This is a genomic window from Candidatus Hamiltonella defensa 5AT (Acyrthosiphon pisum), from assembly GCF_000021705.1.
GTDB lineage: Bacteria > Pseudomonadota > Gammaproteobacteria > Enterobacterales > Enterobacteriaceae > Hamiltonella > Hamiltonella defendens.
On sequence record NC_012751.1, the window covers coordinates 1,474,932 to 1,490,877 of the forward strand.

General features: G+C 37.9%; 12 protein-coding genes and 1 other RNA gene. 7 read left to right on the forward strand and 6 right to left on the reverse strand.

Annotated elements, in window-relative coordinates; genetic code table 11:
• Positions 1-20 precede the first annotated feature (20 nt).
• Together HDEF_RS07235 and HDEF_RS07240 are read left to right on the forward strand one after the other, a co-directional pair.
• On the forward strand, positions 21-3,161 hold the full coding sequence (locus HDEF_RS07235) for an efflux RND transporter permease subunit (RefSeq protein ID WP_015874003.1): 3,141 nt from the start codon (positions 21-23) through the stop codon (positions 3,159-3,161).
• A 504-nt stretch (positions 3,162-3,665) separates the two neighbouring features.
• On the forward strand, positions 3,666-3,869 hold the full coding sequence (locus HDEF_RS07240) for an HHA domain-containing protein (protein WP_029588993.1): 204 nt from the start codon (positions 3,666-3,668) through the stop codon (positions 3,867-3,869).
• Positions 3,870-4,155: 286 nt separating this feature from the next.
• Here the strand turns inward: HDEF_RS07240 and ffs are convergent.
• An RNA gene (gene ffs, locus HDEF_RS11200) (signal recognition particle sRNA small type) lies at positions 4,156-4,252 on the reverse strand.
• A 224-nt stretch (positions 4,253-4,476) separates the two neighbouring features.
• Between ffs and folA the strand changes: the two genes are divergently transcribed.
• The 4 genes from folA (at position 4,477) to metJ (ending at position 10,769) form a co-directional block, all read left to right on the forward strand.
• Positions 4,477-4,962, forward strand: coding sequence for a type 3 dihydrofolate reductase (gene folA / locus HDEF_RS07245; protein ID WP_015874005.1), 486 nt, complete (start codon positions 4,477-4,479; stop codon positions 4,960-4,962).
• A 179-nt stretch (positions 4,963-5,141) separates the two neighbouring features.
• On the forward strand, positions 5,142-7,706 hold the full coding sequence (gene mutS, locus HDEF_RS07250) for a DNA mismatch repair protein MutS (RefSeq protein WP_015874007.1): 2,565 nt from the start codon (positions 5,142-5,144) through the stop codon (positions 7,704-7,706).
• A 39-nt stretch (positions 7,707-7,745) separates the two neighbouring features.
• On the forward strand, positions 7,746-10,370 hold the full coding sequence (locus tag HDEF_RS07255) for an ATP-binding protein (protein WP_015874008.1): 2,625 nt from the start codon (positions 7,746-7,748) through the stop codon (positions 10,368-10,370).
• An 81-nt stretch (positions 10,371-10,451) separates the two neighbouring features.
• Positions 10,452-10,769, forward strand: coding sequence for a met regulon transcriptional regulator MetJ (gene metJ / locus HDEF_RS07260; RefSeq protein ID WP_015874009.1), 318 nt, complete (start codon positions 10,452-10,454; stop codon positions 10,767-10,769).
• Between the two features lie 9 nt (positions 10,770-10,778).
• Here the strand turns inward: metJ and ubiA are convergent, their stop codons facing one another.
• The 4 genes from ubiA to trpS all read right to left on the reverse strand — a co-directional run bounded on the left by ubiA (position 10,779) and on the right by trpS (position 14,240).
• On the reverse strand, positions 10,779-11,627 hold the full coding sequence (gene ubiA / locus HDEF_RS07265; protein WP_015874010.1) for a 4-hydroxybenzoate octaprenyltransferase: 849 nt from the start codon (positions 11,625-11,627) through the stop codon (positions 10,779-10,781).
• Positions 11,620-12,147 carry a chorismate lyase gene (gene ubiC / locus HDEF_RS07270; RefSeq protein WP_015874011.1) on the reverse strand — a complete coding sequence of 176 codons (528 nt, stop codon included), beginning with the start codon at positions 12,145-12,147 and terminating at the stop codon, positions 11,620-11,622. Before ubiC ends, ubiA begins: the two co-directional genes overlap by 8 nt.
• Positions 12,148-12,227: 80 nt before the next feature.
• Positions 12,228-13,187, reverse strand: a complete 960-nt coding sequence (locus tag HDEF_RS07275; protein ID WP_015874012.1) for a hypothetical protein — start codon at positions 13,185-13,187, stop codon at positions 12,228-12,230.
• A gap of 30 nt (positions 13,188-13,217) precedes the next feature.
• On the reverse strand, positions 13,218-14,240 hold the full coding sequence (trpS, locus tag HDEF_RS07280; protein WP_015874013.1) for a tryptophan--tRNA ligase: 1,023 nt from the start codon (positions 14,238-14,240) through the stop codon (positions 13,218-13,220).
• A 171-nt stretch (positions 14,241-14,411) separates the two neighbouring features.
• Here trpS and HDEF_RS07285 point away from each other — a divergent pair, with 171 nt between their 5' ends.
• Complete coding sequence (locus tag HDEF_RS07285) at positions 14,412-15,128, forward strand: helix-turn-helix transcriptional regulator (RefSeq protein ID WP_044612361.1); 717 nt, start codon at positions 14,412-14,414, stop codon at positions 15,126-15,128.
• 140 nt (positions 15,129-15,268) lie between these two features.
• Here the strand turns inward: HDEF_RS07285 and rpe are convergent, their stop codons facing one another.
• On the reverse strand, positions 15,269-15,946 hold the full coding sequence (gene rpe / locus HDEF_RS07290) for a ribulose-phosphate 3-epimerase (RefSeq protein WP_015874016.1): 678 nt from the start codon (positions 15,944-15,946) through the stop codon (positions 15,269-15,271).

Below are 15,946 nucleotides of genomic sequence, written 5' to 3' on the forward strand. Positions count from 1 at the left end.
GTTTAACGGAGCCGTTATTCATGGCTAATTTTTTTATAGAGCGCCCTATTTTTGCTTGGGTTATCGCCCTCATCGTGATGTTTCTGGGTGCATTAGCGATCACAAAATTGCCCGTAGCTCAGTACCCTGCGGTGGCTCCTCCTACTATTTTAATCGTGGCGAATTACCCTGGAGCAGATGCCACAACGGTACAAAATACGGTGACTCAGGTTATTGAACAAAATATGAATAGTATCGATAACCTGCTTTATATGTCTTCTAACAGTGATTCTTCTGGAAATGCCAACATTACTCTGACTTTTAACCTGGGAACGGATCCTGATATTGCTCAGGTACAGGTTCAGAATAAATTACAAAGAGTGATGCCAGCTTTACCGCAAGAGGTTCAAAAACAAGGTGTTATAGTAGAAAAATCCACAGGAAATTTTTTAATGTTTCTTGCTTTTATCTCAGAAAATGGATCGATGAAACAAGAAGAAATAGCAGACTATGTGGCTTCTCATTTAAAAGATCCGCTCAGTCGAATAAACGGTGTCGGTGACGTGCAACTTTTTGGCGCACAGCACGCGATGCGTATCTGGTTGGATCCCTATAAATTAAATGATTTCAAGCTCACTCCGCTTGATGTGATGAACGCCATTCAAGCAGAAAATAACCAGGTTGCGGCAGGAGAGTTAGGTTCAGCACCTACTATTGCTGGGCAACAACTCAATGCTTCGATTGTTGCTCAAACCCGTTTGACTTCTGCAAAAGAATTTTCTCAGATTTTACTTAAAGCCAATCCTGACGGTTCTCAAGTACGCTTAAAAGATGTCGCGAACGTTGAACTTGGTGCAGAAGGTTATAAACTTAACACTCTTTACAATGGAAAGCCGGCTACTGGTGTGGGCATCAAACTTGCTACGGGCGCAAACGCTCTAGAAGCCTCTAATGCACTAAAAGAAGAGTTGATCAAACTTGAGCCTTCGTTTCCTGCTGGTTTTAAAGTCGTCCATCCGTATGATACGACTCCCTTTATTAAAATATCGATTCAAGAAGTGATTAAGACTTTGTTAGAGGCGATTGTCCTGGTTTTCCTGGTGATGTATCTCTTTCTTCAAAATTTCAGAGCGACATTGATACCGACGATTGCGGTTCCGGTTGTGTTACTGGGCACATTTGGCGTTCTTTCAGTATTGGGTTATTCCATCAATACGTTAACGATGTTCGGAATGGTGCTCGCCATCGGTCTATTGGTGGACGATGCCATAGTTGTCGTTGAAAATGTGGAACGGGTGATGCACGAAGACGGGCTTTCACCTAAAGAAGCCTCTAAGAAATCGATGCAACAAATTCAGGGGGCCTTGGTAGGGATAGCGTTAGTTTTGTCTTCGGTATTTATTCCAATAGCTTTTTTAGAAGGTTCGACTGGGGAAATTTATCGTCAGTTTTCTGTCACCATTGTTTCCGCCATGGTGTTATCGGTTTTGGTGGCTTTGATCCTCACCCCTGCATTATGTGCCACTATTCTTAAGCCTATTGATAAAGATAAAAAAAATAAAGTCAGCGCATTCTTGGGCTGGTTTAATCATATTTTTGAAAAAAGCAGCCATCATTATACTTATAGTGTGAAGCATATTTTAAAAGGGACAGGTCGTTACTTGATAATATATCTGTTTATTGTGATTGGTATGTGTGTTTTGTTTCTGCGTTTACCGACCTCCTTTTTACCAGAGGAAGATCAGGGTGTTTTTGTGACGATGGTTCAGCTCCCTGTCGGCGCCAGTCAAGAAAGAACAGATAAAGTGCTCTCACAAGTCACTGATTATTTTTTAACTCAAGAAAAAGATGTGATTAAGTCTGTCTTGACTTTGAGTGGTTTTGGTTTTAATGGACAGGGTCAAAATATGGGCCTTGTATTTATTAGTTTAAACGATTGGAGTCAACGTACTGAGAAAAAAGATACCGTCTCGGCTGTTGTAGCGCGTGCATCTAGAGCTTTTTCACAAATCAAGGATGGGCTGGTGTTCGCTTTTAATTTGCCCCCAATAACTGAATTGGGTGTTGCGACTGGTTTTGACTTTGAATTACTTGACCAAAGAAATTTAGGCCACCAAAAGTTAACCCAAGCGCGTAATCAATTATTGGCGATGGCAGCTCAACATCGAGATGTATTAGTTAATATGCGCCCCAGTGGAATGGAAGACAGCCCGCAGTTTAAAATTGAAGTGGATAAAGAAAAGGCACGAGTCCTTGGACTTTCTCTTTCTGATATTAATACGACACTAGGTTCTGCATTCGCTGGGATCTATGTAAACGATTTTATTGATGCGGGGCGAGTCAAAAAAGTGTTTGTTCAAGGCGCCGCTCCTTTTCGAATGTTGCCAGAGGATATTAACCATTGGTATGTTCGTAATAACCAAGGTCAAATGGTGCCATTTTCTTCTTTTTCTACCACTCAATGGAAATATAATTCACCCCGTTTAGAACGTTATAATGGCTTTCCATCAATGAAAATTCAAGGTCAAGCGGCGCCTGGTAAAAGCACAGGGGAAGCCATGGCATTGATGCAAGAGCTCGCAAAAAAACTTCCGAATGGTATTGGTTATGATTGGACAGGCGTCTCTTTTCAGGAGCGTATGTCTGCTAATCAATCTCTGTTTTTATATGCCATTTCCCTGATCTTTGTCTTTTTATGCCTGGCCGCGCTCTATGAGAGTTGGTCAATTCCTTTTTCAGTGATAATGGTTGTACCTGTTGGGGTCCTGGGGTCACTATTAGCCGCTTATTTAGGTGGTTTGGACAACGATGTTTATTTTCAGGTCAGCTTGTTAACCACTATTGGTTTATCGGCTAAAAATGCGATTTTAATTATTGAGTTTTCAAAAAATTTAATTCAAAAAGAAGGGAAAGGTCTGATAGAAGCCACGTTATCTGCTGTTCGAATGCGTTTACGTCCGATTTTGATGACCTCTTTAGCATTCATGTTGGGTGTTTTACCTCTGGCGATGAGCCATGGGGCGGGCTCAGGAGCACAACATGCCCTTGGTGTTGGGGTGATTGGCGGTATGATAGCCTCTACCGTTTTAGCCATTTATTTTGTTCCGGTGTTTTTTGTGGTTTTTTTGCGTCGATTTGGTCAAAAAACGCACCTTGGTATTCAACATTCAGATAAAAACTGATTTTTATAATTGATGTCCGAAAAAAGGCCATTCTTAATAAATGCTTAATAAGCTAGCTTAGCTTTTTTTATAAAAAACCAAGGTGAATTAATTTTTATAAATTTTTACGTTGGATCTTTTCAAAGTAAAGATATAGAGCATATATCTCACTGATAAATTTTTGAAAAGAATATCCCCTGATTTTACTTGACAAGCATTAAATATTAATGAAAACTCTCGCTTTTGCATTAAACTCTATATAAATAATATGATTTTTTGTATCTCAAGATATGAAAAATGCCTTGTCAGAAATCACTTAAATCAAAGACATTCTTTCAAAATAAAAAACTCTTTAATTAATGAAATATTTTATTCTGTTTAGCATTTATAGAATTTATATTGTCAATTTTTATGATATTTTTTTTGAAATTAATCCATCTATTTTCTAAAAAAATAGAATAATAATAAAGAACAACCCTAAATTTAAATATTGAGAAAAAATAAACTATGACAACAAAACCTATTATGACGAAAAAAAAGTATCTGATGCGTTTAAGAAAATGTACAACCCTTCAGACTTTAGAGCGTGTCATCGAAAAGAATAAGTATGAACTTCCTGATGATGAACTTGAATTATTTTATTCTGCGGCTGATCATCGTTTAGCTGAACTGACCATGAATAAACTCTACGATAAAATCCCTCCATCAGTGTGGCAACATGTTAAATAATTTATTTAACATTTAGTGCGACGCCATGTTAATTTTTGGCTTGATAAAAAATGAGTTCATTTTCTAATATTATAAATATATAAGTCACTTTATCTATTAATTGATTAAAAAATTTAAAATGATTTATTACAAATAATAACTTATTTTAAATATGGTGTTTTTTTATTCAAAATTTAGAATAACACCAAAAAATTCTTTTAAGGAATTTAAATAGCTTTCATAAAAAAATGAAAGTGATGATTGAGAAATTGACATTTAGCTGTAGAAAATAAAATTGAGGTGGCAACTCTGCTGGCTGCATCCAAATACATACAAAGCCTGCTACGGCTGCTTCCTTCCGGATCTGACCGAATTCACAAGTGAGTATTACCAGGTGACCAACAGAGCTACCATTGAAGATGATTTAGAGTTTCTGAGCGGCCGCATTATCAAACATATATCTTCAAATAGCAACCAGGATTACTATAAAAAGGGCTTGAAATGCTTACTTTAAATGTATCAACATTCAATATTATCCGATGGGAGCTTGATCATAAAGCACAACCCTCCGCCCGAGGTCAGTTTTGTAAGAGATCTGTTGATTTTTCTCATTTTTGGACTTAAGACTATGATCATCAGTTTAATTGCCGCCATGGCTCAGAATCGTGTGATTGGCTTGAATAATAAGATGCCATGGCATCTCCCTCTTGATTTTGCGTGGTTTAAAAAAAATACCCTTCACAAACCTGTTATTATGGGGCGTAAAACTTTCGACTCTCTAGGGCGAGCTTTGCCTGGGCGGATGAATATTGTGATGACCCGCCAAGGGATTGCCTCTCCAGGAGTGATAGGGGTTTCTTCGATGGAAAAAGCATTAAAAGCGGCTCAGGATGCCCCTGAAGTCATGGTGATTGGAGGCGCTGAAATTTATCGTCAATTTTTACCTCAAGCGAATCGTCTTTACCTCACTGAGGTTTTAAAAAATATCCAAGGTGATACTTATTTTCCTGAATATGAACAACAACAGTGGGAAATGGTATTTCAAGAATCTCATTCTCCCGATAATAGTCATCTTTATTCTTTTTCCTTTCAAATTTTGCACAGAGTAAGATGAGGATGTCAGCCTTTTTGATCGGATTCATATCAAAATATTAATGTGGCTGAAGTATTTGTTTTAAGCTAAATCGGTTAATATGCAGCGCAAAAAACCAGATCATATTTTTCTCTCCTTCATTTTTAAAAATGGCATTCCCTGTTAATTTTAAATTCACTTAAAGCAGGAGAAATATTCCTATGGACAGTATCAATAAATGTGAATCTCATACCCCAATGATGCAGCAATACCTACGGCTTAAATCTGAACATCCAGAGGTATTTTTGTTTTATCGAATGGGCGATTTTTATGAATTGTTTTATGACGATGCCAAACGCGCTTCCAGATTACTGGATATTTCATTGACTCAACGCGGGCAATCTGCAGGCACACCTATTCCCATGGCAGGCGTGCCCTATCATGTCATCGATAATTATTTAGCAAAACTTGTTCAATTAGGTGAATCTGCGGCTATTTGTGAACAGGTAGGAGATCCTTCAACGAGCAAAGGGCCTGTTGAACGCAAGGTCGTTCGTATCGTGACGCCTGGCACCATCAGTGATGAAGCATTATTGCAGGAGAAACAAGATAATTTGCTGGCCGCTGTCTGGCAAGACAAACAAGGTTTGGGTTATGCCACCTTAGATATCAGTTCAGGGCGCTTTCGAGCAATGGAACCAAAAGACCTCGAAGCCTTAAAAACCGAATTACAACGTACTCATCCCTCTGAATTACTCTATCCCGAAACCTTTGAGCTCATTGATTTGATTGAATCCCGTCAAGGTTTGCGTCGCCGCCCTTTATGGGAATTTGAGCTCGAAACGGCCCGTCAACAGCTCAATCTACAATTTGGTACACAAGATTTAACGGGCTTTGGTGTAGAACAGGCACATTTGGCTTTAAGAGCAGCAGGCTGCTTACTGCAATATGTCAAAGATACACAACGTACTTCGTTACCTCACATCAGAGAACTGATCCTGCAACACGAGGAAGACAATGTCACCATAGATGCTGCCAGCAGGCGTAATTTAGAATTAACTGAAAATTTATCAGGGGGTACAGAAAATACGCTGGCCAGTATTTTGGATTGTACGGTGACGTCTATGGGGAGTCGAATGTTAAAGCGTTGGCTTCATATGCCCATAACAGATATGAGCACACTGCATCATCGACAAGAAGCCATCAGGGTATTACAGCATGTGGCTTCTGATTTAAAACCGCTTTTACGTAAAGTCGGTGATTTAGAACGTATTCTTGCCCGGCTCGCATTGCGTACCGCACGGCCAAGAGATTTAGCCAGAATGCGCTTGGCTTTTGAGCAGTTACCTGAAATTCATGACGTATTAAATACGTGTAAATCTCAACATTTAAAAAAATTGTTATCTGAAATAGGTCAATTTGATGCATTACTTGATTTACTGCGGCGAGCGATAGTAGACGTTCCCCCTGTATTAATACGGGATGGAGGCGTTATTGCCACAGGATATAACGAAGAATTAGATAAATGGCGCGCACTATCTGATGGCGCTCATGATTATTTAAATGAACTCGAAATACGTGAGCGTCATGAGTTAAAACTAGATACCCTAAAAGTAGGATTTAACGCCATACATGGCTACTATATTCAGGTGAGTCGTGCCCAAAGTCATTTGATTCCCGCTCATTATGCTCGGCGTCAAACACTGAAAAACGTCGAACGCTACATCATTCCTGAATTAAAAGAATATGAAGATAAGGTGCTCACCTCCAAAGGAAAGGCATTAAGCATAGAAAAAGATCTCTATGAAGAAATTTTTGATTTGTTGCTACCTCATATTGCCTCATTACAAACGAGTTCTACCGCGCTGGCTGAATTAGATGTGCTTTCTAATCTGGCTGAAAGAGCAGATACACTCAACTATGTTTGCCCTGTTTTGACTGAAAAATCCGTGATTGAAATTACGGGTGGGCGCCATCCAGTGGTAGAGCAGGTTTCAAAACAACCTTTTATTGCCAACCCCATTTCTTTGTCTCCTGAGCGCCGGATGTTGATCATCACAGGTCCTAACATGGGTGGGAAAAGTACTTATATGCGCCAAACGGCACTGATTGTATTGTTGGCACACATCGGAAGTTTTGTACCCGCTGACAAAGCCATCATTGGATCCGTTGATCGTATTTTTACTCGTATTGGCGCGGCAGATGATCTGGCTTCAGGCCGTTCTACCTTTATGGTTGAAATGACCGAAACCGCGAATATTTTACATAATGCCACGGAGAAAAGTTTGGTCTTGATGGATGAAATCGGGCGGGGGACTTCCACCTATGATGGCCTTTCTCTGGCTTGGGCTTGTGCCGAAAATTTGTCTATCCACATTAAATCCATGACGCTTTTTGCCACTCATTATTTTGAATTGACAAGCTTACCAGAAAAAATCAACGGCATAGTGAACGTTCATCTTCAAGCTTTGGAGCAAGGAGATGAGATTGCGTTTATGCATTCTGTTCATGAAGGTGCTGCAAGCAAAAGTTATGGTTTAGCCGTCGCTGCTTTAGCGGGCGTGCCAAAGAAAGTCATCGATAGGGCTCGTCAAAGATTAGAGGAGCTGGAATTTACTTTAGAAGAGAACGGGCATACGAAACCATCCCTCCCTGCTTCAAAGCCTGTTTTTGAAAAAGAGTCTACGGATCATCCTGTTATTCGTAAATTAAAAACCTTAAAGCCAGATACGATGACACCGTATGATGCATTACAGTGGATATATTATTTACAAAAGATGTTTTAAATCGACATATTGGGGTACAGAATTTTTATTGGAACTGATATGACTCAATACAGTTTTCGTGCCCGAATGATGATCTTAATGCTCTCTCCTACGGTTTTGCTTGGGCTGCTGCTCAGCGCCTTTTTTATGATGCATCGCTATCATGAATTAGAAAAACAGGTGATTCATGCAGGCACTTATATTATTCAATCCTTAGCTGTTGTCAGCGAATACGCCATGACATATCAAAACAAGGAGTTTGCCCGGCGGCTGATTTATAGGCAACATCGTCAACATTCAAGTATCGTCAAATCTATCGCCATTTTTAATACAGACAACACGCTTTTTGTGACTTCAAATTCTGATTATTATTCCTTAAGGCTTCCTAAAAATACCCCTATTCCAACAAAGCTGATGCGCACTCATTTGAAAAATTCCTTAATTTTACGAATGCCCATTACTTCTGAGCATCATTTGGTCCGCTTGTTAGGATATCATTTGCCTGTAAATAATAGACAGGAACCCGTTTTGGGGTATATCGCCATCGATCTCGATTTACAGGCCACACGCTTACAACAACGGAAGGAATGTCTGATTTTGGGGGTGTTCTTGAGTTTTGCTTTCTGTATGGCCACATTATTTATTTATCGTTTGAAAATCATCGGTCAAGCCACTTCAGATTTACGCAAAACCCTGGCAAAAATGGAAATTCAACATATAGAGTTGGAAATGACCAAGAAAAAAGTGCAGGAAGACTCTCACATGAAATCAGAGTTTTTGGCCAATATATCGCATGAATTGAGGACGCCTCTCAATAGTGTCATAGGTTTCGCCCGACAAACACTCAAAACTTCTTTGACGCCCACTCAGACCGATTATATTAAAACGATGAAACAATCTGCTCATAATTTATTGTCTATTATCAACGATGTATTAGATTTTTCGAAATTGAACGCAAAAAAACTCATTTTAGATCATATTCCTTTTCAATTGAGGAAAAATGTAGATGAAGTGATGATTTTGCTGGCTCACAGTGCCCATGAAAAAGGCTTGGAATTAATTCTAAAAATACATCATGATGTACCCGATTGGGTGATGGGAGATCCAATGAGATTTCAGCAAATCATCACCAATTTATTAGGTAATGCGATTAAATTTACAGAAAAGGGCCATATTATTGTTCAGGTCGCTTTAATTGCAAAAAAAGAGGCGAGCATCCACTTGCTGGTGGAAATCCAGGATACTGGAAAGGGGATCGCCCCTGAACAGCAGGCAGAATTATTTCAGGCTTTTATACAAACGGATGCGAGTATTTCTCGTTGCCACGGTGGAACAGGTTTAGGTCTTGCTATCACAAGAAAACTTGTCCAGGCAATGCAGGGGGAGATCAATTTTGACAGTCAAGTCAATCAGGGGTCTACGTTTAGATTTAATATTAAGCTCGATTTGAATCAACAGATCACAGATCTTCCTCTCCCTATGGATATTTTAGCTGGAAAACAACTGGCTTATATTGAATCCAATTCTGTTGTTGCCAAAGCTTCGCTTGATATTTTGAATATGACCCCATTAAAAGTGACTTATGCCGCTTCTTTTATGGGGTTGCCAAAGCAAAATTACGATTTTGGGCTGCTCGGTGTTCCCATTCCTGTTCGCGATAATATGGCGGAGCACAACGATCAATTAATGACCGCCATGGCACTGGCGGACGAAATTATTTTGGCATTGCCCAGTCAATCGCATGTAGATTCAGAACAATTGAAACAGCTCGGTGCCAAAGGATGCCTTATCAAACCCATTTCGGCTCGTCGATTGTTTCCTTTGTTGCTCGAAAAAAAAACGTTTAAAAAAAATGCGCCCTCTGAGTTTTTGCCAACAGCTTCAACATATTTATCTAACCGCTTAGCTTTTCGAGTGATGGCGGTGGACGATAATCCCGCAAATTTAAAATTAATCGGCACTTTACTTGAACCATTAGTAGATAAAATCATTTTGTGCAGCAACGGAGAAGAAGCATTGTCTATAGCGACTCAAACTCAGCTTGATGTGATTCTGATAGATATTCAGATGTCAAAAATGGATGGGATCCGAACCAGTGAGCTGATACATCAATTGCCTTTACATCGAAATACTCCCATCATTGCCGTGACAGCCTATACCACACAGGGGCAGAACGAGCTGTTATTAGCCTCGGGGATAACAGATTATTTAACAAAACCTATTAATGAAAACTGTCTGATTCAAGCAATTTCACGCTATAGCAAAAAAATGGTATCTCACAGCCCTGCCATTTTTGTGGGCGGAAAAATACCACCTGTTTCACTAGACTGGGATCTGGCATTGAAACAAGCCGCTTATAAAAAAGATTTGGCCTGTGATCTCTTGAAAATGCTTTTAGAACTGCTTCCTGATGTTAAAAAACGAGTTCAGGAAATTTTGGCTCTGGGGGATAAGACAATAAACGCTGAGGAAGAAGCGAATATATTATCTGTTATCCACCAGCTTCATGGCAGCGCGGCTTATAGCGGGTTGCCTCAGCTGCAAAAAATTTGTGGTGTCCTTGAAAAGGAATTACATAAAAAAACCCTTGTTAAAGATTTACAGGCGGAGTGGTTTGAATTATTAGATGAGATAGAAAACGTAACTATTGCCGCCGAAGCGCATTTGTCTCAATTTTTGAGTTAAGATTTACCATAAAATAAGTCCTAACCTTGAAGGAAAGAAGGATAATCATTAGAATTATGTTATTTAAAAATAAGAGGTTTTATGGCGAAGTGGAATGGCCAATATATCAGCCCTTATGCTGAACAGGGCAAAAAAAGTGAGCAGGTTAAAAAAATTACCGTTTGCATTCCAACGAAGGTACTCAAAATACTGACAGACGAAAGAACTCGTCGACAAATTAATAATTTACGCCATGCTACTAACAGTGAATTATTATGCGAAGCTTTTTTGCATGCTTTCACAGGCCAACCTTTGCCGAATGACGATGATCTGAGAAAAGAACGGAATGACGAAATTCCTCAAGCAGCCAGGATATTAATGCGTGATCTGGGGATCAATCCTGATACTTGGGAATACTGACCCCATTTTTTAGTAATAATGTGAAAAAATGCCTAAAAATAAAATGAACCCGACATAATGATTGTTCATAAAAGCTTGAAAATATCCATCTGCACTTATCATCAATTTTTGTTGATATATAAATAACATGCCGACTAATCCAACAGAAATATAAAACAAGACTCCAAACTGCATCAAATATCCCACTAATATCATTAAAAAAACTGTGATAAATTGTAATAAACCTATGATCAATCTATCATGCTGGCCGAACAAAATTGCAGTAGATTTAACACCAATTCGCAAATCGTCATTACGATCTACCATCGCATATTGGGTGTCATAGATGAGCGTCCAGCAAAGATTTAAAAATAGTAACAGCCAGCAAACTATAGGTAAGGTTTGAGTCACAGCAGAAAAAGCCATGGGAATTGACCATCCAAAAGCCAATCCCAATATAAGCTGAGGTAAATGTGTGACCCGTTTCATAAAGGGATAGACCCAAGCGAGTAGAGCCGCAACCAGAGAAATCGCAATCGTCATATGATTGAGCATCAACACCAGACAAAAAGAAAGAAAAATCAGGACAAAAAACAGAATTTTGCAAAATCTGAGATCAACTTCGCCACTGGGTATGGGTCGACTTGCAGTACGTTTCACGTGACCGTCAATCTTTCTATCAGCATAATCATTGATCACACATCCCGCCGCTCTCATGAAAAAAACCCCTAATATAAAGATGGCCAATATTTTGATATCAGGGATCCCTTTACTGGCTATCCAGAGTGCCCATAAGGTCGGCCACAAAAGCAGGAATATGCCTATGGGTTTATCGATACGCATGAGCCGGCAATAGGCTTTCCATGTTTTTTTATGCAAGCTTGGTGTTCCTGGAATGGCAATACAGAGGGGAAGCAGGCAAAAAAACTTCTGTTAATAATAGCGGTTTATTGGATAACTGTAATAAGGATCGCCTTGCCCAGAGATCACCTTGACGTCCCGTTTGAATGTAATCTCGTTTCAGATCCTTACTACTAAACAAATAGCGCCCAAGAGGTGTTTTGCCGAGATTCAACAGCGCATGTTCAGGCCCTGACAGGGTATCCTGTGGGATAACGGTACGGCCAAGTAGCCAGGGTTCATCATCAGCACACATCACGACCTCTCGTATCCAATAACGTGGGCTCTCAGGGAGCAGCTCTTTTTCATCAGATAAAGCCTGATGTTCAATAAAGCCTTCGTGTTTGAGATCGATGATTATCTTGTGACAATGTCGCTCAAAGCGCTCAGTCATAGAGCCTGCTTCCATCAGCCATCCCGCCACTTCCAATGGCAAATCAGGCTCTTCAATAGAGCGCCAATCAATACATTTGATAATGGATTTTTTTTTCGTGGACATAAGTCACTTCTCTGACAGAAATAAAGTGGTTTTTTATTATCACTTTTTCTGATGATTATTTTATCTCAATCACATTATTTTTATTGACGATCGAGCCAAGGAGAAGAAAGACTCCAAAAGATAATATCGGATCCCAGATAATTTTCTGCATAATCTGTGAATTCAGCTTTTGTAAAAGGTCGACGAGTCTGGGGATTTGTATAAGTCAAAGTAGGCTCTTGTACTGCCATGGCGACCAAACCGAGTTTTCCTTTATACTGATGAAAAAAAGGATAGGCATTTTTCATGTGGCCTTTTTTATTCGGTATAATATCGGGCCCACCTAATCCGATATTATTTTTTTCTGCTAATGCAAAAAATTTTGACATATATTGATGGTCATTATTCCATTCGCAAGGCCAAAAATTAATATATTGCACCACATGAGATTTCTTAAAAGCTTTTCTGGTGAAAAGCGCATTTTCTATTTCAGCATTGAAATATTTTTCACAAGTAAACCCTGTTGTGTCTTTTTTGATATCAATATCAATCGATGTTTCAGGTAAATTAATACCAAAAATACGGCCATCAAACTTCTTGGCTAATTCGCTTATTAACTTTTGATATCTTTTTTGTACCTCAGGATTCCATTTTTGCGCCACCCAACCTGAAGCAATCGGTTTATTTTCTCCCGGATTATCATACTGATGAACAAGGCCTTTCTTGTAGACAGGCTCATTCAATAAATAATAGGGTACGTTTTTAGCATCAGGTGAAAAAAAACGATCTTGAAGTTGAATAAATAAATTTTTATGTAATTTATTGACATACTCTAAATCTTTTTCAATTTCAGAAAAATCATATTGATTTTTTTGTTTTTCCAAGATGTTCCAATTATAAACTATTTGTACGCCATCAATGTCTGGGCGTATTAACAGAGGTTTGATTTTTTCTAAATTACCCGAAGAAGTATATAAATAATTTTTTAACGGCGCTGAAAAAACAGGAAAAGAGGTGAATGTGAGGGTAACTAACATGAAAGAAAAACGTAAAATATTCATTTATTATCCTTATTATTAATTATTATGTATTTAGAAAGGAGCAGGCACAAAACCCAAGGCGTCATACACTTTCTTTATTGTAAGCTGTCCTCGCGCCCTGGCCTGATCAGCCCCTTGCTTCATCACTTGCTGTAAATAGGGTTCATCTGAACGATAATGTTGATAACGTTTCTGTATATCATTGAGCATATGAGTAAGAGCTTCCGCTAACTCTGTTTTTAAATGACCGTACATTTTACCCGAAAAATTTTTTTCCAACTCAGACATATTTTTATTGACCACTCCAGATAATATATCCAGCAAATTCGACACCCCTGGTTTGTTTTTTATGTCGTAATAAATTTGAGCGGGCTCATCAGAATCGGTCATCGCTTTTTTTATTTTTTTGATAATATTTTCAGGATCTTCTAATAATTCGATTACATTATTTCGATTCTCATCTGATTTGGACATCTTTTTGTTTGGCTCTTGTAATGACATGATCCGTGCTCCACTTTGAGCAATAAAAGGCTCAGGAATCACAAAAATATCGCCATAAATACCGTTAAAACGTTTTGCTATATCTCGAGCCAATTCCAGGTGTTGTTTTTGATCTTCTCCGACCGGTACCTGATGGGTTTGGTATAGCAAAATATCAGCTGCCATTAAAACCGGATAATTCAATAGGCCCGCATTCATATTTTCTGAATGGCGTGAAGATTTATCTTTAAATTGTGTCATTCGATTGAGTTCACCAAAATAAGTGAAACAATTAAGAATCCAGCTTAATTGCGTATGTTCAGGGACATGAGATTGAACGAAAATAGTGCTTTTTTTTGCATCGATTCCACATGCAAAATATAACGCTAATGTGTCTAAAGTGCTTTTTCTCAGAGACTCTGGGTTTTGGCGTGTGGTGATGGCATGTAAATCAACAATACAAAAAATACAGTCATAATCTTCTTGTAGGTTTACCCACTGACGTAAGGCACCCATATAATTTCCAATAGTTAAAGAGCCAGAGGGTTGAGCCCCACTAAATACGACGGATTTGATGACATTTGATTGATTCATTTGATGCCTTTTTGAAATTTTAAATGGTATAAAATTATTTATATTTACTCGTTTTCTGATTATAATTCCAAAAATAAAATATTTTTTACATAATACTAAAAATATTTTTCAAATATCATTGATTTTAAAATTTTATAATTAAATTTAATGTGTTTCATGGAATGAATAAAAATGTCCAAAATGTTTTTTAAAAACGAGCTAATCAACAAAAAAGTTAAAGAATATTTAGAAGAGAATATGCTGAAAAACCATAAAAATAAATTTGGTTATTTAGTCATACATAAAAAAGATTTTCATCATATATGCATTATAAGTAACTGTCCCGAATGGTTTGATATATACCTGGAATTTAATCACCAGTTAATTGATCCTGTTGTTATTAAGGCTTTGTCCAGGGTTGAGGATTTTGAATGGGATGAAAATATTTTAATTTCATCGAAATTGGCCTTACCAAAGGTACTGGATCAAGCCAAGACATACGATATCAGTAGAGGTCATACTTTTGTTCTACATGATTATAAGCAAAATCTGGCGATTTTATCCATTTTTGATGACAGACCTTTAAAAACAAATGATTTTTTTATAGACAGAGAAAAAATGTATTTATTATTAGTTAAAACGCATCAAAAGTTACTGTCTCTTTATGAAAAATTTGAAATACCTACCAAAAAAAATATTGGCTTGTCAAAAAGAGAAAATGAAATTTTACATTGGGCAAGTATCGGTAAAACTTATCAAGAAATTTCAAAAATAATAGGTATTAAAGAATGTAGTATTAAATTTCATATGAAAAATATAACTAATAAATTAGGCGCGATTAATTCAAGGCATGCTATAAAATTAGCTTATGAACTCAAATTATTAAAACAAATTTCATATGCTTTTTAAATTCAAAAATAATATTCAATATATTTTTTACTTATTTTATAAAAATTAAAAATAATAAATTTAAACATAAAAACAAATCAACGAATACATCAAAATTTTTTGAATGAGACTATTTTTTTAAATAGGTATAGATCATATATCTAATTAATTTTAACTTTAAGTAATTCATTTCGCATGGCATGAATGACCACATGGTAATCAGGTTGGCTGAAAATAGCAGAACCGGCTACAAATATATCCGCTCCGCAATGTGCTACTTCAGCAATATTATCAACCTTAATACCACCATCAACCTCTAAACGAATGTCATAGCCACTGTCGTCAATGATTTTTCGGACTTGGCTTAATTTTTTAAACGTGCTGGGAATAAAGGCTTGCCCTCCGAAACCAGGATTGACAGACATCAATAAAATCAGATCTAACTTATCCAGAACATAATCGAGATAATGGAGAGAAGTGGCAGGATTAAACGCTAAACCAGCCTGGCATCCCTGTTGTTTAATCAGCTGTAAAGTTCGATCAATATGTTCTGAAGCTTCAGGATGAAACGAAATATAGCTCGCCCCAGCTTGAGCGAAACGGCTAACCAGGGCGTCCACGGGTTTTACCATGAGATGCACATCGATGGGCGCTTCAATTCCATGATCCCGCAAGGCTTGACACACCATCGGGCCCATCGTCAGATTAGGCACATAGTGGTTATCCATCACATCAAAATGGATAAAATCGGCACCTGCTCTGAGGACGTTGGCAGTATCTTCGCCTAAGCGGGCAAAATTTGCAGATAAAATAGAAGGCGCAATTAAATATTTTTTCAT